The sequence below is a fragment of the Cellulomonas pakistanensis genome (assembly GCF_016862755.1).
Lineage (GTDB): Bacteria > Actinomycetota > Actinomycetes > Actinomycetales > Cellulomonadaceae > Cellulomonas > Cellulomonas pakistanensis.
This window is the reverse complement of the sequence record NZ_BONO01000014.1, coordinates 59,778-78,745: the sequence shown is the minus strand read 5'-3', so window position 1 is coordinate 78,745 and position 18,968 is coordinate 59,778. Positions and strand designations below refer to the sequence as shown.

The window sequence follows — 18,968 nt, the reverse complement described above, 5'->3', positions numbered from 1 at the left end:
GGTCACGGGTGACCGGTCGCGACGAACGCTATGAGGAAATAACTATAACCACATAACTACCCGTAGGATGGGGCCGTGCCCCCGACGCCGACCGACCGCGACCTCGCCGACCTCGCCGAGCTGGTCCTGGCGGTCGCGCGCGACCTGCAGAGCCCGCGCGCGCGGGCCGACGGCGTGCCGACGCTCACGCCGACCGAGACCGCGGTCATCCGGTACCTGCACGGGCACCCCGGCGCGTCGCCGAGCGCCGTCGCGGACGCGACCGGGCTGCAGCGCAGCAACCTCAGCACGACGCTGCGGTCCCTCGAGGGCAAGGGGCTCGTCGAGCGCACGCACGACGAGCACGACCGGCGCGCCGTGGTGCTCCGGCCGACGGCGCAGGCGGCGGACGACATCGCGCGGCTGCGCCGGCAGTGGGCCGACCGGCTGGCGGGCGCGCTGGGCGACGACGCCGGCGGGGTCGCCGAGGCGACGGCGCTGCTGGACCGGCTGGAGCGGCGCCTGGGTCCGCGCGCCTGACGCGGCGTCACTCCTCGGGGCGCGGCTCCTGCGCGTCCGGCTCCGGGAGCTCCTCGCCGTCGGGCCCGAGGGCGCCGACCAGCTCGATCTCCTCCGTCGCCGGGTCGAGCACGCGCTGCACGCCCGGCCCGGTCGCGGCCGTCTCGAACCGGACGGCGACCCGGCCGTCGTCGCGCGCCTTCACGACCCAGCCCCGCCCGTGCCGGGGGTGCACGACGTCGAGGCCGGGCGCGGCGTCCTCGAGGCGCAGCCGCCCGCGCCGGCGGCGCGCGACGGGGCGCAGGGCATCGGGGTCGTCGTCGGGTGCGCCGGACGCCACCGGCGCCGCGGCGCCGGTGGCGACGGACCCCGCGAGGTCGAGCATCAGCTGCGCGTGCTCCGACAGCGCGCTGAACGCGACCCCGAGCAGCCGGACCGGCTCCGTCAGCTCGACGAGGTCGAGCGCCCGCCCGGCGGCGTCGAGCAGCGCGGCCCGGTCGGCGGCGGGCGAGGGCAGCGACACCGCGCGGGTCACCGTGCTGAACCCCGCGAACCGCACCTTCACGGTCACCGTGCGCGCCGCGCCGCCGTGCCGCTCCAGCCGGTCGAACGCCTGGTCCGTCACCGCCGGCAGCTGCGCCGCCACCTCGGCCCGGCCGTGCAGGTCGCGCTCGAAGGTGTGCTCGGCGCCCGCGGACTTGCGCTCGCGGGTCTCGGCCACCGGCCGGTCGTCCCAGCCGCGCGCGACCCGGAACAGGTTCGTCCCCGCGGCCTCGCCGAGCACCATCGTGAGCGTGTCGAGCGGCTGGCCGCGCAGGTCCTCGACCGTCCGCACGCCGATCTTCTCCAGCCGCTCCGCGGACACCGGGCCGACGCCCCACAGCGAGCGCACCGGCATCGGGAGGAGGAACGCGTCCTCGTCGTCCGGCGCGACCACCACGACGCCGGCGGGCTTCGCGGCCGCCGACGCCAGCTTCGCGACGAGCTTCGACCGGCCCATCCCGACGGACACCGGGACCCCCGCCAGCTCGACCGCGCGCTCCCGGAGCGCGCGCGCCACGCCCGGCCAGCCGTCCGCGCCGGGGTCGACCGCGCCGAGGTCGGCGAACGCCTCGTCGATGCTGAGCGGCTCCACCGCGTCGGTCCGCTCGCGCAGCGCCGCCATGATCCGCGCGGAGAACGCGCTGTAGGCGTCGAACCGCGGGACGACGACCGTCGCCTGCGGGCACGCGCGCCGGGCGCTCGCCATCGACATCGCCGACCGCACGCCCAGCGCCCGGGCCTCGTAGGACGCCGCGGCGACCACCCCCCGCGGGCCGGTGCCCCCGACCAGGACGGGTCGGCCGCGCAGGGACGGGCGCTGCGCCTGCTCCACGGAGGCGAAGAAGGCGTCCGCGTCCAGGTGCGCGATGCTCGGGTCGGGCCGCATGCGCGGGGCCGTCACCTCGCTGCTCACCGGGCCATGCTGCCCCACGCCGCCCACGGCCGCCGCGACGGGTGCACGATGGGCGCGCGACCGGCGGCGTCCGACCGGCGGCGCCCGCACCCCGGGGAGGGCCCGTGCAGCTCCTGCTGACGTCCGGCGGCGTGACCAACGCGAGCATCCACGCCGCGCTCGAGCGGATGCTCGACAGGCCCGTCGCCGAGGCCCGCGCGCTGTGCGTCCCGACCGCGCAGTGGGGCCACCCGCTGTGCGGCCCGGCGTCGGTGCGCGGCCTGATCGCGGCGGACCCGGACTTCCGGCACCTCACCGGCCTCGGCTGGGGGTCGCTCGGTGCGCTCGAGCTCACCGCGCTGCCCACGATCGGCGCGGACCGCTGGGTGCCGTGGGTCCGGGAGGCCGACGTGCTGCTCGTCGACGGCGGGGACGCGACCTACCTCGCGCACTGGCTGCGGGAGTCCGGGCTGGCCGACCTGCTGCCGACGCTGCCCGATCTGGTCTGGGTCGGCGTGAGCGCCGGCAGCATGGTGCTGACCCCGCGGATCGGGGAGCTGTTCGTCGAGTGGGCCGGCGCGCCCGACGACCGCACCCTCGGACTCGTCGACTTCGCGATCTTCCCGCACCTGAACGCCTTCGCGACGCACACCCCCGAGGCGGCCGAGCGGTGGGCCGCGGGGATCGGCGGGCCGGCCTACGCGATCGACGAGCAGACGGCGATCGCGGTCGTCGACGGGCGGGTCGAGGTGGTGTCCGAGGGGGAGTGGACCCGGTTCGACGGGTAGCCGGCGCGCCCGCCCCGGTCACCGGCGCGCCCGCCCCGGTCACCGGTCGGCCGCCCCCGTCACCTCCACCCGCACGCCGCCGCCGTCCTGCGTCACGACCGCGTCCACCCCGAACGCCTCGCGCAGCGTCGGGGGCGTCAGCACGCCCGCCGTCGGGCCCGCGGCGTGCACGCGCCCGTCGCGCAGCACGACCAGCCGGTCGCAGTACCGCGCGGCGAGGGCGAGGTCGTGCAGCACGACGACGACCGTCAGCTCGGTCGCCCTCAGCAGCCCGAGCAGCTCGTGCTGGTGCCGGACGTCGAGGTGGTTCGTCGGCTCGTCGAGCAGCAGCACCGCCGGCTCCTGCGCGAGCGCCCGCGCGGCGTGGACCCGCTGCCGCTCCCCGCCGGACAGCGTGCGCCACCGGCGCCGCTCCGTCCCGGCCATGCCGACCAGGTCGAGCGCCCGGGCGCAGGCCGCCGCGTCGTCCGGTCCCGGCGGGGTGAGCCGCCGCCGGTGCGGGAGCCGGCCGAGCGCGACGACGTCGGCGACCGCGAGGTCGGTGTCCGAGTCCGCGTCCTGCTCCATGACGGCGACCGTGCGGGCGCGCTCCAGCCGCGGCACGGCGCCGAGCGGCCGCCCGCCGAGCCGCACCTCGCCGGCGTCCGGCGTGGTCGACCCGGCCAGCGCGTGCAGCAGCGTCGACTTGCCGGACCCGTTCGGCCCGAGCAGCCCGGTGACCGCGCCGGGCGGGGCGGACAGGGCGACGTCGGCCAGCACCGGGGCGGCGCGCCCGCGGACCCGCACCGTGATCCCGGACGCCTCGACGCCCACCGCGCGTGCCCCGGTCACGCGCGCTCCCGCCGCTGCAGCACGAGCAGGAACGCCGGGACGCCGATCAGGGCGGTGACCACGCCGGCGGGCAGCTGCCGAGGTGCGAGCGCGGTGCGTGCCACCGCGTCGGCGAGCATGAGGAACGCCGCGCCGCCGACCGCGCTGAGCGGCAGCAGGCGGGCGTGCAGCGGGCCGGCGAGCGCCCGGACGGCGTGCGGGACGATCAGCCCGACGAACCCGATCGCCCCGACGCTCGCGACCACGACGGCGGTCACGGCGGCGGTCGCCACCAGGGCCGTCGTGCGCACCGCGGCGACCGGGACGCCCAGCGACGCGGCGCTGCGCGCGCCGAACGCGAACGCGTCGAGGTCGGCCGCGATCAGCCGCAGCGCGACCAGCGCGGCCCCGGTCACCACCGCGCACAGCACCACGGCGGGCCACCGGGCCGCCGCGAGCGACCCGGTCAGCCAGTAGGTGAGGCCGCGCGCCGCGTCGGCGTCGCCCCAGCCGAGCAGCACCAGCGAGGTCACGGCGGCGAACAGCTGGCCCACGACGACGCCCGTGAGCACGAGCCGGCCGGCGCTCGACGGGTTCCGGCCGAGCAGGAGCAGCACCAGGGCGAACGCGACCAGCCCGCCGACCAGCGCGCCGCCCGCGAGCGACACCGCCCCCGAGCCGAGCCCGGCGACGAGCACCAGCACGGCGCCCGTCGAGGCGCCCGACGAGATGCCGAGCAGGTACGGCTCGGCGAGCGCGTTGCGGGTGACCGCCTGCAGCACGGCACCGCAGGTCGCCAGCCCGGCCCCGGCCACGGCGGCGAGCAGCACCCGCGGGGCGCGCAGCTCCCAGACCACCGAGTCGGTCAGCCGGGGGAGCGGCGCGACCGGGAGGCCGAGGTGGTGGCCGAGCGACCGCGCCGTCTCCGCCCAGGTGATGTCCCCGCCGCCGACGCCGATCGCGGCGAACGCGACGGCCGCGAGCACCAGGGCCGCCGCGGCGGCCGCGGCCGCGCGCCGGGCGGGTGCCCGCCCGGCCCGCGCCGGCGCGACGTCCGCTGCGCGCGCCGGCGCGACGTCCGCTCCCGCGCGCTCAGCGCTGCGCGAGGACGACGTAGTCATCGAGGTGCTGCCACACCGGTCCCGCCTCGCGGAACTGCGCCGCGCGCAGGGCCGCGACGTGGAAGTCGAGCCCGAGGTCGGGGTTCGGCGGCCGTTCGGCGTACCGCCGCTCCCGCTCCTCGGCGAGCGGCGCGAAGTGCGGGTGCGCGGCGATCTCCGCGAACCAGGCGCCCCAGGTCAGTGCCCCGGCGGCGTGGTCCCGGGCCTGGGTCGCGGCGTCGTCCCGCCGGCTCAGCTCCTCGAACAGGGGCCGGCCCGCGGGCTGCCGCAGGTGGTCGGCGTTGAGCAGCACGCCGCCGGGCTCCAGCACGTCGGCCACGTCGCGGTAGACGCGGGTGAGCACGTCCGCCGGCAGCCAGTGCAGCGCGGTCGACGACAGCACGGCGTGCGGGCGGCGGCCGCCGAGCACGCGCGTCCAGGTCGGGTCCCACAGGTCGGCCTCGTGGAACTCCACCCGGTCGCCGTGGCCGGCCAGGGCCTGCCGCCCGAGCTCGACCAGCATCGGGTCGAGGTCGACGGCGACGCAGGTCATCCCGGGGAACCGGTCCAGCACCCGCGCCGAGACCGAGCCAGGGCCGCACGCGAGGTCGACCACGAGGGCGCCCGCGGGCACCGCCTCGGCGAGCACGTCGAGCATGACGGCGAACCGGTCCTCGCGGCGGTTGATGTACGCGGCCTGCTGCCGGTCCCAGGCGGCGAGGTGCGCGCGGGACCAGTCGGCGACGGCGCTCACGCGTCCGCCCCCGCGAACTCGACCAGCGCGCCCGAGAGCGTCGCCAGGGCGTCGATGCTGCGCACCGAGGGGTCCATCTCGGTGGCCGGGATCGCGACGAGCCGGTCGGCGCGCACGGCGGACAGCTCGGCGGTGACGGCGTCGGCGCGCAGCGTCGCCTCCTTGTCCGCGGCGCTGTCGCCCGCGAGCCCGCGGGACAGGTCGGCGAGCACGAGGACGTCGGGGTCGCGCTGGGCGATCGCGTCCCAGCTCGTCTCCGTCCACTGCGCGTCGAGGTCGTCGAACGCGTTGCCCGCGCCGGCGAGCTCGGTCAGCGTCTGCGGCAGGCCGGCGTTCCCGGCGACGATGGGCGCGCCGTTGATCGTGGAGTAGATCCACGCGACGTCGAGGTCGGCGTCGGGCGCGGCGGCGGCCACCTCGTCCAGCACCGCCTGCTGCTCGGCCACGAGCTCCGCGCCGCGGTCCTCGACGCCGAACACGGCCGCGAGGTCGGTGATCTCCGCGAACAGCGTGTCGAAGCCCGCCTCGTCGGGGAGCAGCGCGGGGTCCTCGCAGTCGTTGGCGGAGAGGTACGCCGGGACGCCGAGGTCCGCGAGCTCCGCGCGCTCGCCGACCGCGTCCGCGGCGAACGCCGACGCGCGCATCGAGTAGACGAAGTCCGGGGCCGCCTCGCGCAGCTGCTCGGCGGTGGGGTACTGGTCGGCGAGCACGGGCACCGCTGCGTACGCGTCGGCGTACTCGGGGGCCACCGCGTCCGTGAGGTAGGCGGTGCCGGCCATCCGGTCGCCGAGGCCGAGCGCGAGCAGCAGCTCGGTGGCGCCCTGCTCGAGGGTGACGGCGCGCTCCGGCGGGGCGCTGACCGTGAGGTCCAGGCCGCAGCTGGTCAGGGTGACGGCGTCGGCGGGCCCGGGTGCCTCAGCCGCGGGAGCCGCGGTGGAGCAGCCGGCGAGGGCGACCGCGAGCGCCGCGCCGCCTGCGACTGCGGGAATGAGAATCGTTCGCATACACGGATCGTACGGGGTCGCGCGGCGTGCTCCGGCACCCGGGGCGCCGGCGCCGGGCCGCCCGGGTGCACGATGGGCGGACACGGCCCCGCCGACGGCGGTCGGGCCCGGGGGAGGGACCGAGCATGACCCGCATCGCGATCGACGCCCACGCCGCATTGCGGCTGGCCGAGGAGGGGTTCGCCGTGCCGGACGGGCACCAGCTCGTGGCGCCGAACCTGCTGCGGTCGCAGGCGATGGGCCTGCTCTACCGGGACGTCCGGGCCGGGACGCTCGACCCGGCCCGCGCCGCGGAGCTCCTGGAGGCGCTCACCACGCTGAAGGTGCGGCTGCTCGGCGACCGCGTGTCGCGCGCCGTCGCGTGGCGGATCGCGACCGAGCAGGGCTGGGACGACGTCGCGCCCGCCGAGTACGTCGCGGTGGCGCGGCTGCAGGCCGACGTCCTGGTCGCCCTCGATCCGGACCTCGCCGCGCGCGCCCGCGGGCTGGTCGAGCCGGCGACGGTCGAGGACCTGCTGGCGCTGCGGGTCGCCTAGACTCGGGACGGAGCGCCGGATCCGGCGCACCCGCCCGGGGACGACCCCGGGCCGGACGACCGGCCGCCGGGGACGACCCCGCTCGCGAGGTCCCCCTCATGGCACGCACCGCCGTCCGCTTCGTCGCGCCGTCCGACGTCGTCCGCATCGTCCTCGGCTGGGGCGCGGTCGCCGCGCTCCTGCTGCTCGGCCCCGTCCTCGAGCCGCCGGTCCCGGCCGTCGGGCTCGTCTCGGCGCTGGTCGTGGTCGTGGCCGTCATCACCGTCTGCGCGTTCGGCGTGGTCAAGCAGGCCGAGGCCCTGGCGCACCGGCTCGGCGACCCCTACGGCTCCCTGGTGCTCACGCTGTCGATCGTCCTCATCGAGGTGGTGCTGATCGCCGCCGTCATGCTCGGGCCGGGGGAGCACGGGACCATCGCCCGCGACTCGGTCATGGCCGTGTCGATGATCATCCTCAACCTGGTGATCGGGCTGTGCCTGCTGGTCGGCGGGCTGCGGCACGGCGGCCTCGCGCACAACCGCACCGGGACGTCCGCGTACCTGGCGATGCTGGTCGTGCTCGCGGGGCTGGCGTTCGGGCTGCCGGCGGTGATCGGGTCGGACGGGGCGTACACCGCCGGCCAGGCCGTCCCGGTCGTCGTGCTGACCCTCGCGCTCTACGGGTTCTTCCTCTTGCGGCAGACCGGCGCGCAGGCCGGCGACTTCCGGGAGGTCGACGAGCGGGTCGCCCCGCGGCCGCGCGCCGGGAAGGTCGGCGGGAGCGCCGAGCCCGTCGCGGCCGTCCTGCGCCGGCACCGCACCGAGGTCCTGGTCCGCGTCGGCCTGCTCGTCGTCACCGTCCTGCCGATCGTGCTGCTGTCCCACGACATGGCGACGCTGCTCGACGACGGCCTGGGCCGGCTGGGCGCGCCGGTGGCGCTCGCGGGCGTGCTGATCGCGATGATCGTGTTCCTGCCCGAGTCGATCACGGCCGTGCGCGCGGCCCTGGCGGGCGAGGTGCAGCGGGTCAGCAACCTGTGCCACGGGGCGCTGGTGTCGACGGTGGGCCTGACGATCCCGGCGGTGCTGGTCATCGGGCTGGGGACGGGGCAGACGGTGCTGCTCGCCGAGTCGCCGGCGAACGTGCTGATGCTCGGGATCACGCTGCTGCTGTCGGTGACGACGTTCTCGTCCCGGCGGGTGACCGCGGTGCACGGGGCGGTGCACCTGGTGGTGTTCGCGGTGTACGGGCTGGTGCTGTTCGCCTGACGGCCACGGGCCGCGTGGGGCCCTCCCGGTCGGAGGACCCCACGCGGTCGTGCGGGTCGAGGACGCGCCGGTCAGGCGTCGGCCTCCGCGCCGGCCTCCGCCTCGGTGCCCGCGTCGTCCGGCCGGCCGGGCGGCATCCCGCCGTCCCCGCCCGGCGCGCCGCCGCCGCCGATCCCCGACCCGGCCTGCTGCGTGACGCTGCCGGCGTAGTCGTCCGAGGGGTCGCGGTAGATCGTGTGGATGTGGCCCCACCCGCCGGTGACGTAGCCGTCGACGTCGGCGCCGGCCGAGCCCTGCTGGTTGGAGAACTCGATGTAGACGTCCGGGCCGGAGATCTGGAAGGAGATGCCGTCGCCCTGGGTCATGTCGTAGACCGTGGCCCCGGACCAGCTGACGTACGTCTCGTCGAGCGTCGCCTCGATCTCGGCCAGCGCCGTGGCGGTGGTCTCGTCGTCGGACAGCCCGACCCAGTTCGCGATGACGCCGAGCAGCAGGTCCTGCTGCTCGTCGGTCAGGTCGGCGCCGGAGATGCCGGTGCCGGTGGGGTAGTCGCAGGTGTCGCCGGGCGCGCAGACGAGGTTGCTGACCTCCTCGCCCTGGTAGAGCTGGGCCCGCTGCTCGTCGGTCAGGGAGTCGTAGAACGCGAACGCCGTGGTGTACATCCCGGCCAGCGGCTGGACCTCCTCGCCGTTCCCGTCGGTGTAGACGGCGGGCTGGGAGCCGAGGTGGGTCGGTGCGAAGGTCACGGAGTCCGCGGTGCCTTCCAGGGTCGCGTTGATGCCGAGGTGGTGGCCGCCGAGCTGGACCTCCCAGGCGTCGGTGTCCGACGGGTCGCCGAAGAAGGCGAGGTAGTACTGGCCGAGGGAGTCCTCGGTGCTGCTGCTGTTCTCGAGCAGGAACTCGTCGCCGCCGATGATGCCGGTGACGGTGGCGTAGCCCTCGTCGCTGAGCAGCGCCTCGAGCACCGCCATCGCGGCCGTCTGCTGCGCCTCGGTCAGGTCGGTCAGGTTGAGGCCGGCCCGCTCGACGAACGTCACCGGGAAGTTCGACCACGAGGTCGTCTTGGTCTCGTCGTCGTAGTCGTACAGGACGGCCTCGCGCTGCTCGTCCGACAGCGTGGCGAGGAACGCCTCGGCGGCCTCGGCCGTGGCGGAGACGGTCTCGGCGGTGGTCGACGACGTGGACGTCGTGGCGCCGGCCGCGGCCTCCGAGATGGTCGCGGTCGAGGTCGTCGCGTCCTCGGCGGTGGTCGCGCTCGTCCCGGCGGCGCAGCCGGTCAGGGCCAGCCCGCCGAGCAGGGCCAGCGAGGTGAGCCGGAGCGCGGCGCGGCGGACGCGGCGGCGCGCGGGTGCGGGGTCGGTCGGTCGGGTGCTCGTCATGGCGAGGACGCTACGGACGCGGCCGAGGCGGGCGCTGTGCCGTCCCTGTGCGCCGCGTGTGGGTCGCCGGCCCTCGCGGGTCGGGCACGATGGGGGCGTGCACGACGTCGCGTTCGTCCTGTTCCCGGGGCGCCACCACCTGATCACCTCCTTCCAGGTCACGTACCTGCAGGCGCTCCTGCGAGGCGAGGTCGTCGACACCGACGGCCGGCCCGTCCGGTGCGCCCCCGACGCCCGGGTGGTGTGGGCGCTGACCTCGGCGACCCACTCCGGCACCCGCCGCAACCCGGTGCCCGCGCACCGCCGCGAGGCGATGATCGAGCTCGTGGCCGACGCCGAGCGGCTCCCGTCCCTGGTCGCGCCGGTGCCCGACGTCGCGCCCAGCGACCGGTTCGCCACCACGGTCGTGCGGAGCGTGGAGCTCACCCTCGACGCGCGGGTCGACCCGGCGACCACCGTGGTGGCGTGCTCGACGCCCGAGGTCGCCGCGCAGTACGCCGCGCTCGGGTTCCGCGTCGCCGCCGTCGAGCGCGACCACCCGGACGCCCCGCGCCGCCCGTGGGACGTGCTGGAGCTGCTCGTGGCGGGCGACGACGCCTGGCACCGGCTCGTGCACCCCGCCGCGCTGCGGTACTACGTCCGCTACGACCTGGAGCGGCTGGTGCGCGAGGCGCACACGGACCCGACCGTCTCGTCCGAGGGCGACCTCACCGAGACGCGCGACTACGCGACCTACACGGCGGCGTTCGACGACGCCTCCGACCGCAAGTGGGCGCAGGTGGCGCCGTTCGTGCGGCCCGGGCGGGTCGTCGACCTCGGCTGCGCGGCGGGCGGCCTGCTCGAGCGGGCGGCGCGGGACCCACGGCTGGTCGAGTCCGACCTGTACGGCGTCGACGTGTCCCGGCACCTCATCGCGGAGGCGCAGCACCGCCAGGCGCAGGGCGTGTTCGCCAACCCGAACGTGTTCTTCGCGCAGCGCAACCTGCTGCGCGGCGACGTCTTCCCGGCGGGCAGCGTGAACACCACGACGACGCTCGCGCTGACCCACGAGATCGCGTCGTACGGCGCCGGGCGCGCGGACCTCGAGACGCTGGCCGCACGGATCTTCGCGCACACCGCGCCCGGCGGCGTGTGGATCAACTCGGACGTGCTCGGGCCCGAGGACCCGGACACCGTGGTCGAGCTGCACCTCGACGGCTCGCCCGACGAGCACCCGGCCGTCGACATGGGGTCGTGGTCCCCGGCGCAGGTGCGCGCGCACCTGGAGGCGCTCAGTCCCGCGGCGCGGCTGGTGCAGTTCGCGCGCGACTTCCCGGCGCTGTCCGGCGCGGACTGGAAGGTCGAGTGGGCCGACCCCGCCCCGGGCGCCCGCTCCGTCGCCCGGCTCACCCGGCGCGCGGCGATGGAGTTCCTCTACACCCGCGACTACACGGACAACTGGCTGAGCGAGTGCCACGAGCGGTTCTGCGACCTGACCTGGCCGGACTGGGCGGAGCTGCTGACGGCGGCGGGGTTCGAGATCGAGCCGGCGAGCGGGCCGTGGCGGAACGACTGGCTGGTCGAGCACCGGCTCGGGCGCGGGGCGGCGCTCGCGGACGCGACGACCGGGGCGCCGCTGCCGTGGCCGGACACGCACGTGCTGTCCGTGGCGCGCCGGCCGGCCTGACCGCGGCGGCGACGGCGTCCGCCGGCGGTGCGCCGGACGGGTGAAATCGCGCCCGGCGCACCCGGTCGCCGCCCGGGGCGGGTCAGGCAAGGGGTTTCCCGCGCCGCGCCCGGCGCACATACTCCTGGGGCCGCCCGACGGGACCGTCCCGTCCACGCACGGACGCGGGGTGGCCTGCGACGACGCGGGTGCGCGCGTCGCCCCGCCGACGAGGTGGGAGCGAGATGGCCGGGCAGCAGGCAGGGGCACGCCGAGCAGGGCACGGACGAGTACGCGGGGTCGTGGTGGCCGCCGTGCTGGCAGGCCTCGCGCTCGGCACGGGCCCGGCGGTGGCGGCGCCCGCGCCGGAGGAGCCGGCGGCGCAGCTCGCGCCCGGCCGGGACGGCGTCCCCGTCGGGGCCGGCTCCGTCGCCGCGTCCCCGCCCCCGGAGGTCGGCCAGGGGGTGCAGGACACGCTGGACCGGCACCTGTTCGTCGACCCGTCCCTCGCGGGCGTGCCCGTCCCGACCAACGCCTGGTGGACCGACCTCCTGGTCAGCCGGTTCTCCGGCGACCTGTGGGCCGACCCGTTCGTCGTGGCGAACGACGCCCGCGGCGCGGTCGTGCGGTACCCGACGGAGTTCACCGCCGACGGCACGGCCATGGTGCTCGACCACCCCGTCGTCGTGGGTGGCCTCGCGGTGCCGCGGCCGGACCCGAGCGACGTGCTGCTCGCCGACTTCGAGGAGGGGCTGCCGGACGGCTGGACCGCGACGGGCGACGCCTTCGCCGGCGTGTCCGAGGGCACGTCGCCCGGGCAGTCGCCCGTCTCCGGGTTCCTCGGCCGCGGGCTGCTCAACTCGTACACGCCCGGCGCGGGCGACGCCGCGACCGGCACGCTGACCTCCCCGGAGTTCACCGTGGACCGCGCGGCGCTGGCGGCGCTGGTCGGCGGCGGGAACCGTCCGGGGCACGAGGAGCTGCGCCTCGTCGTCGACGGCGAGGTGGTGCTGTCCGCGACCGGCCAGGACTCGGAGGCGCTGCGCTGGGTCACCTGGGACCTCACGCCCTGGCAGGGCCGCACCGCCCACCTCGAGGTCGTCGACGCGTTGACGGCCGGGTGGGCGCACGTGCTCGTGGACCACGTCGTGCTGACCGACGTGCCCGACGGCGTCGCCGACCGGTTCGACCCCGCTTTCGCCGCGGACAGCGCCGTGGTGACCGGGTGGGGCGACTGGGACGTGAGCTGGCGGCTCGGCACCGAGGCGGACCCGACCGCCCCGCACGTCGACGTCACCGCGGCGCGGGGCGTGCCGTACCTGTGGTTCGAGTTCGACGGCGTCACCCCGACGCTCACGCTCGAGGCCGGTGCGAGGGTCACGGGCGCCGACGGCGCGCCGCTGGCCTTCCCGGCCGCCACCGACCGGTTCGTCGTGGAGCAGGGCGGCCGGCGCCTCGGGGTGCACGCGCCCGCCGGGACGACGTTCGAGCGGCACGGCGACGTGGTCGCGGCCGCCACCGGCACGCCGCACCTGGTGCTGAGCGCCCTGCCCGACGGCGGCGCCGACCTCGACGCGCTGCACGCGACCGCGTTCGCGGTGCCGCGGGACACGCGGATGGACTACGCGCTCGACACCGCCGCGGGCACCGTCACCGAGACCTGGAGCCTGGACACCGAGCCGCTCGAGGGCACGAACCGGGACACGGTGCAGGGCTGGCTGCCGCACCAGTACCGGCAGGCCGACCACGACCTGGCGTTCACCGGCGCCGAGTACCGGGTGCCCCGCGGCGTGCTGCGGACCACCGTCGGGCACAGCGGGTGGACCACGACCTACGCGTTCACCGGGCTGACGCCGGTCCCGGGCGTCTCGGGCGCGCTGGCCGACGACCCCGGGCTGCTCGCGACGACGACCGACTTCGTCACGGACTACGCGGCGAAGACCGGCTACGGCGGCGACACCTACTGGGGTGGCAAGGACGTCCTCCAGCTCGCCGAGTACATGCTCGTGGCGAAGCAGGTCGGGGCGACCGGTCCGTACGAGGCGCTCAAGGCGTCGCTGCGCACGGCGCTCACCGACTGGTTCACCTACACCGCGGGGGAGTCGGAGCACTTCTTCGCGCGGTACGACACCTGGCAGGCGCTCATCGGGTTCGCCGAGTCCTACGGGTCCTCGCAGTTCACCGACAACCACTTCCACTACGGCTACTTCACCGCGGCGGCCGCGATGCTCGCCATGGAGGACCCGGAGTGGGCCGCGGGGTACGGCGAGATCGCCGGGATGGTCGCCGACCAGTACGGCAACGGGGACCGGTCGAACCCGGACTACCCGTACCTGCGCACGTTCGACGTGTGGGCGGGGCACTCGTACGCCGGCGGCTTCTCGTCGCCCGGGGGCAACAACCAGGAGTCGAGCAGCGAGGCGATCCAGTCCTGGGCCGGCCTGTACCTGCTGGGCGTCGCGCTGGGCGACGCCGAGATGCAGGCGACCGGCGCGATGGGCTACGTCACGGAGCGCGCCGCCGTGCGGGAGTACTGGCTCGACGTGACCGGGACGACGTTCGACGAGGGCTACGACCACGCGACGACCGGGATCCTGTACGACAGCGGGCAGGCCTACGCGACGTACTTCTCCGGCGACCCGGCGTGGATCTACGGCATCCAGTGGATGCCCACCGGGCCGTGGCTGAACTACCTCGGCTGGGACCGGGAGCACGCGACCGCGCTGCTCGACGAGATGCTCGCGGACCGGCCGCGCGTCGTCGGCGAGGAGGGCACCCGCGGGGGGAACGGGGCACGGGTGCAGATGTTCGCCAAGAAGTGGTGGGGTGTCGGGACCTACGGCGACATCGACATCGCCCAGGACCGGGCCGCCGCCCTGGAGGAGCTGAAGGCCGCGCTGCGCGAGGTCGAGAAGCACCACCCCGGCTACGCCACCGCGCGCACCGCCGCGAACCCGTTCTACGACGCCGCCACCGGCGCCCGGTACGTCACGGCGGGCGCCGACGGCGCGCTGGTGTTCCCGGAGGAGTACTGGACGCCGGAGACGTTCCCGGCGGCGCTGGTCCCCGAGCGGTACTCCGAGCAGATGGTCGACCGGCAGCCCGCCGAGTGGCAGCCGGCGTCGCCGCTGCTGCCGTTCCTGTCCACGGACTTCACCGTCGACCCCGCGGTGAACGACGCGCTGTACGCGTTCTCGGTCGCGGACTACGAGCCGGGCCGGGACACCGACCGCGCCGCCGACGTGTTCTCCGCCATGGGCGACGCCCTGGGCAACGTGGTGCTCGGCATGCTCGCCCAGTCGCACCCGGACGTGTACGCCGACGTGTTCGCCGAGCTGCGGTCGCGCGGCGACGCCGTCGCGACGTCGGTGTCGATGGCCGGCCTGGTGCACGCCACGGGGGCGGCCAACCGGGCGCTCGGCACCGAGGCGCTCGACCGGCACGTCGACGCCCCGCTGGCGCAGGTGTACCGGGACGCCGACGGCGCCTACGCCTACGTCGTCGCGAACCCGACCGACGCGCAGCAGGCCTACGACGTGTACGAGGGCGCGGAGCGGGTCGGCACGATCGACGTGCCGGCCCGGACGCAGCTCGTGCACCGCGGGGACGCCGCGCTGGCGCGCATCGTGGTCGGCCAGGAGGCGACCACCGTCGCCCCCGGCTCGACCACCACCTTCACCGCCACCGGGTACGACCAGTACGGCGCGGTCGTCCCGCTGCCCGGCCTGGCGTGGTCGGTCGACGCCGGCGGCACGATCGACGCCGGCGGAGAGCTGACGGCCACGACCGTCACCGAGCGGGCGACGGTGACGGCGCGCAGCGGCGACGTCGTCGCGACCGCCGCGATCCGGGTCGGCACCGCGCCGCGGCTCACCGCGCTGTCCGTGACGCCCGGGTTCGCCCGGGTCGAGGCCGGGTCGCCGACGACGTTCACCGCGACCGGGCTCGACCAGTACGGCGACCCGGCCCCGCTCGGCGGCGAGGTCGCCTGGTCGACGACCGACGGCGCGATCGACGCCGCCGGCACGCTCACGGTGGCGGCGCCGGGCTCCGCGGCCGTGACGGCGGCGCTCGGCGGCGCGCGGGGCACGGCCGTGGTCGCGGTCGTCGGCCCGGCGGCGGACCGGCGGCTCGCGGCGACCGCGACGGCGTCGTCGGAGCTCGGTGGCAACACCGCCGCTCTCGCCGTCGACGGGGACCCCGGCACCCGGTGGGAGAGCGCGCACGGCGTCGACGACGTCGACCTGGTGCTCGACCTGGGCGGCACCTACGACCTGACCGGGGCGCGGCTGGTCTGGGAGGGCGCCGCGGCGTCGTCCTACGCGCTGCAGACGGCGCCGTCGGCCGACGGCCCCTGGTCGACGGCGCGAACGGTGACGAAGACCGACGCCGCCGCGGACGACCTGGTGCTCGACGCGACCGCGCGGTACCTGCGCGTGCACGGCCTCGGCCGGCTCACGACGTACGGCTACTCCCTCTACGAGGTCGAGCTCACCGGCACCCGGGCCGCCACCGAGATCGCGCCGACCCGGCTGCTGCTGGCGCCCCACGGCACCACGGTGCGGACCGGCGCGGACGCGGTGCTGACCGCGTACGCGTTCGACGCCACCGGCGCCGGTGGACCGGTCGACGCGACGTGGTCCGCCGGGGGCGCGGGGGTGGTCGGCGCCGACGGGCGGTTCACGGCGGGCGCCGAGCCCGGGACCGCGGCGGTCACCGCGGCGGTGGCCGGCGTGTCCGCCGCCACGACGGTGACGGTCGTCGCGAACGGCGGCGGCACGTCCGGCACGGGCGAGGTCCGCGACGTCGCCGTCGGCAAGCCGGTGACCGCGTCCTCCGAGGAGAGCGCCGGGCTCCGGGCCGGCAACGCCGTCGACGGCGACCCGTCGACCCGCTGGTCCAGCGCCGCCGCCGACGGCGAGTGGCTCGAGGTCGACCTGGGCGAGGTGGTGCGGGTCGACCGCGTGGAGCTCGACTGGGAGCGCGCCGCGGCCGCCGACTACCGCGTCCAGGCACGGGCCGCCGAGGGCGAGGCGTGGACCACGGTGGCCGAGGTGGCGGACGGCGGCGAGGGCCGCGCCGTGCACCCGGCGGACGACGTCCGCGCCCGGTACGTGCGCGTGCTCGCGGGCGGCCGGACCACCGGGTACGGCGTCTCGCTGCACGCGCTCGAGGTCTGGTCCGCCGAGGGCCGCCCGACCCCCGACCTGGCGCGGGGCGCGGCCGCGACGTCGTCCTCCGACGAGTGGTCCGGGTTCGGCCCGGCGAACGCCGTCGACGGCGACCCCGGCACCCGGTGGGCCAGCGCGTGGACCGACGAGGCCTGGCTCGCGGTGGACCTGGGGCGCACCGAGCGGGTGCGCGAGGTGACTCTCGCGTGGGAGGACGCGTACGCGGTCGGCTACGTGGTCGAGGGCCGCGCCGCGGGGGCCGCGGGCTGGGAGCCGCTCGCGACGGTCGCGGACGGCGACGGCGGGACGGACGTCGTGGCGGTCGACGGCACGGTCCGCGAGGTGCGCGTGCGCAGCGTGCAGCGCTCGGGCGCGTTCGGGTACTCGCTGTACGCGCTCGAGGTGCGCTGAGCGGGGGACCCGGGCCTGGTGGGCCGGCCCGGGTCCCCTCGTGGTTCAGCGGTCGGCGGTCGCCGGCTCGGGGGCGGGGCCCGGCCCGGGGTCGGGAGCGGCCTCCGCCGCGCCCGGCTCCGCCGGCCCCGCCTCGTCGGCGGCGTCCTCCGGCTGGTACCACTCGGTGAGCGCCGGGTCGTCGGTGTCGAGCCACGCGCCGGCGCCCTCGTCGGGCTTCGTCGCGACCACGCCGAGCACGAAGTCGTCGCCGTGCTCCTCGATCCCGGCGCGCACGCCCTGGTCGAGCGCCTCGCGGGCGTACCGGCGGCGCAGCGTCAGGGGGTCGCGGGCGAGGTCCTTGGCCCAGGCGACCATGATGAGCACCACGACGGCGGTGAACGGCAGCGCCGCCACCATCATGAGGTTCTGCAGCCCGGACAGGGCCGTCTGGCCGCCGCCGACCAGCAGCACGGCGGCGATCGCGGACAGCGCCAGGCCCCACGCGATGATCGTCGCGCGCCGGGGCGCCGGGTTGCCGCGCTCGGACATGCTCGCCATCACGATGGACGCCGAGTCGGCGCTGGTGACGAAGAAGATCACGATGGACAGCATCGCGAGGACCGACATCACGGTGCTCAGCGGCAGCTGGTCGAGCATGAGGAACAGCATGTCCTCGCCCGACTCCGCGCTGCTCAGGCCCGCGCCCTGCTGCTCGAGCCAGGTCGCGGTGCCGCCGACCACGGTGAACCACACGAGGCACACGAGGCTGGGCATGACCATCACGGTGGTGACGAACTCGCGCAGCGTCCGGCCGCGGCTGATCTTGGCGATGAACAGGCCGACGAACGGCGTCCAGGACACCCACCAGGCCCAGTAGTAGGTGGTCCACGCGCTCATGAAGCCCTGGGCGTCGTCCGACGTGGCGGGGGACTGCGCCATCAGGGCCGGCAGGTCGCCGAGGAACGTCATGAGGACGCCCGGGATCAGGTTGAGCAGCAGGACGGTCGGGCCGACCACCAGGACGAACACGCCGATGAGCCCGGCCAGGACCATGTTGATGTTCGACAGCGCGCGGATGCCGCGCTTGAGCCCCGAGACGGCCGAGAAGATGAACGCGACGGTGAGCACGGCGATGATGCCGAGGACGAGGCCGTTGCCGACCGGGCCGACCCCGCCCACGAGCTCGACGCCGCGGCCGATCTGCAGGGCGCCGATGCCGAGCGTGACCGCGGTGCCGAACAGCGTCACGACGATCGCGAACACGTCGACGACCTTGCCGAGCGGGCCCTCGGTGCGCCGGCCGAAGATCGGCTCCAGCAGGGCCGACATCAGGGGTGAGCGGCCCTTGCGGTAGGTGGCGTACGCGACGGCGCCGCCCACCAGGGCGTAGAAGGCCCAGGCGACCGGGCCCCAGTGGAACAGGGTCTGCGAGAGCGCGGCGTGCCGCGCCTCGTCGGAGCCCGCGGCCACGTCCTCGAACGCGGGCGGCAGGTCGAGGAAGAACGTCATCGGCTCGAGCGGGCCGTAGAACAGCAGGCCGATGCCCATGCCCGCGGAGAACAGCATCGCGACCCAGGACACGGTGGAGAACTCGGGCTTCTCGTCGTCCTGGCCGAGCGTCACCCCGCGGTGCCGGCCGAAGCCGAGCCACAGCATGAACGCGAACACCGCGATCGCGAGCACGCCGAAGAACCAGCCGAAGTCCTCGGTCACGACGGTGTAGCCGGCGTTCGCGACGCGGGACAGCGACCCCGGGTCGACGACGCCCCACGCGATCACCGCGGCGGTCAGGACGGCGGCGACCGAGAACACGACCCGGTCGACGCCGAACGTCGTGCGCGTCTGCTCCACGCCGAGGCCGGGCAGCAGCGCCGGGTGCGGTGTGCCGGTCGTCTCCGGGGAGGTGACCTCGCGGATGACCCGCGCGGCGCGTGTGCGCTGGGCGCCGGAGCCGGTACCGGACGGGACGGGCGGGGTCGGTTCGGACGAGGTGCGGGCGTTGCCGGTGCCGTGCTGGCTCACGGGTCTCCACAGGTGCGTCGGGGTCGTCGGGCTGATCGCAAAACCTGACCATCCTGAGGGAAGCGCTTGACCCTGTCACATCGAGCGGACGGTTTCACCCGCTCGGGGCCCGCTCCCGCAGGTCGGCGCGCCGGGGCCGGCGTCCGGCTCGTGGGACCCGGTGTGCGGGGTCGGGGGCCGCCCCGT

The 18,968-nt window shown here is 76.2% G+C and carries 13 protein-coding genes; 6 read left to right on the top strand and 7 right to left on the bottom strand.

Going from position 1 to position 18,968, the window contains the following annotated elements; translation table 11 throughout:
* The first annotated feature begins 75 nt into the window (after nt 1-75).
* Nucleotides 76-519 carry a MarR family winged helix-turn-helix transcriptional regulator gene (locus Cpa01nite_RS10570; RefSeq protein WP_203668722.1) on the top strand — a complete coding sequence of 148 codons (444 nt, stop codon included), beginning with the start codon at nt 76-78 and terminating at the stop codon, nt 517-519.
* A gap of 7 nt (nt 520-526) precedes the next feature.
* Here Cpa01nite_RS10570 and Cpa01nite_RS10565 read toward each other — a convergent pair whose 3' ends face one another.
* The gene (locus Cpa01nite_RS10565; protein WP_203668721.1) at nt 527-1,954 is read right to left on the bottom strand and encodes a DNA polymerase IV; all 1,428 of its coding nucleotides are present in this window, start codon (nt 1,952-1,954) and stop codon (nt 527-529) included.
* A gap of 104 nt (nt 1,955-2,058) precedes the next feature.
* Here Cpa01nite_RS10565 and Cpa01nite_RS10560 point away from each other — a divergent pair, with 104 nt between their 5' ends.
* A complete protein-coding gene (locus Cpa01nite_RS10560; RefSeq protein WP_203668720.1) occupies nt 2,059-2,721 on the top strand; it encodes a Type 1 glutamine amidotransferase-like domain-containing protein in 663 nt (220 codons plus the stop codon).
* A gap of 39 nt (nt 2,722-2,760) precedes the next feature.
* On the opposite strand, the gene Cpa01nite_RS10555 is transcribed toward Cpa01nite_RS10560, so the two are convergent.
* Genes Cpa01nite_RS10555 through Cpa01nite_RS10540 form a run of 4 tightly spaced genes read right to left on the bottom strand, consistent with a single transcriptional unit; the run spans nt 2,761 to nt 6,389 of the window.
* Entirely contained in the window at nt 2,761-3,552 is a 792-nt protein-coding gene (locus Cpa01nite_RS10555) for an ABC transporter ATP-binding protein (RefSeq protein ID WP_239068701.1), read from the bottom strand.
* Entirely contained in the window at nt 3,549-4,652 is a 1,104-nt protein-coding gene (locus Cpa01nite_RS10550) for a FecCD family ABC transporter permease (protein WP_203668719.1), read from the bottom strand. The genes Cpa01nite_RS10555 and Cpa01nite_RS10550 overlap by 4 nt, the downstream gene beginning before the upstream one ends.
* On the bottom strand, nt 4,624-5,385 hold the full coding sequence (locus tag Cpa01nite_RS10545) for a class I SAM-dependent methyltransferase (protein WP_203668718.1): 762 nt from the start codon (nt 5,383-5,385) through the stop codon (nt 4,624-4,626). The genes Cpa01nite_RS10550 and Cpa01nite_RS10545 overlap by 29 nt, the downstream gene beginning before the upstream one ends.
* Nucleotides 5,382-6,389 carry an ABC transporter substrate-binding protein gene (locus tag Cpa01nite_RS10540; RefSeq protein ID WP_203668717.1) on the bottom strand — a complete coding sequence of 336 codons (1,008 nt, stop codon included), beginning with the start codon at nt 6,387-6,389 and terminating at the stop codon, nt 5,382-5,384. The genes Cpa01nite_RS10545 and Cpa01nite_RS10540 overlap by 4 nt, the downstream gene beginning before the upstream one ends.
* Before the next feature lie 125 nt (nt 6,390-6,514).
* On the opposite strand from Cpa01nite_RS10540, the gene Cpa01nite_RS10535 reads away from it, so the two are divergent.
* Complete coding sequence (locus tag Cpa01nite_RS10535) at nt 6,515-6,925, top strand: PIN domain-containing protein (protein ID WP_203668716.1); 411 nt, start codon at nt 6,515-6,517, stop codon at nt 6,923-6,925.
* A 98-nt stretch (nt 6,926-7,023) separates the two neighbouring features.
* Nucleotides 7,024-8,172, top strand: coding sequence for a calcium:cation antiporter (locus Cpa01nite_RS10530; RefSeq protein WP_203668715.1), 1,149 nt, complete (start codon nt 7,024-7,026; stop codon nt 8,170-8,172).
* Nucleotides 8,173-8,243: 71 nt separating this feature from the next.
* Here Cpa01nite_RS10530 and Cpa01nite_RS10525 read toward each other — a convergent pair whose 3' ends face one another.
* The gene (locus Cpa01nite_RS10525) at nt 8,244-9,551 is read right to left on the bottom strand and encodes a DUF3500 domain-containing protein (RefSeq protein ID WP_203668714.1); all 1,308 of its coding nucleotides are present in this window, start codon (nt 9,549-9,551) and stop codon (nt 8,244-8,246) included.
* A gap of 97 nt (nt 9,552-9,648) precedes the next feature.
* Here Cpa01nite_RS10525 and Cpa01nite_RS10520 point away from each other — a divergent pair, with 97 nt between their 5' ends.
* The gene (locus Cpa01nite_RS10520) at nt 9,649-11,217 is read left to right on the top strand and encodes a class I SAM-dependent methyltransferase (RefSeq protein ID WP_239068700.1); all 1,569 of its coding nucleotides are present in this window, start codon (nt 9,649-9,651) and stop codon (nt 11,215-11,217) included.
* Between the two features lie 293 nt (nt 11,218-11,510).
* Nucleotides 11,511-16,778 (top strand): discoidin domain-containing protein, encoded by a 5,268-nt coding sequence (locus tag Cpa01nite_RS10515; RefSeq protein ID WP_203668712.1) that lies wholly within the window; start codon nt 11,511-11,513, stop codon nt 16,776-16,778.
* Nucleotides 16,779-16,823: 45 nt separating this feature from the next.
* On the opposite strand, the gene Cpa01nite_RS10510 is transcribed toward Cpa01nite_RS10515, so the two are convergent.
* Nucleotides 16,824-18,782: a BCCT family transporter gene (locus tag Cpa01nite_RS10510; protein WP_203668711.1), complete on the bottom strand. Its 1,959-nt coding sequence runs from the start codon at nt 18,780-18,782 to the stop codon at nt 16,824-16,826.
* Nucleotides 18,783-18,968: the final 186 nt, after the last annotated feature.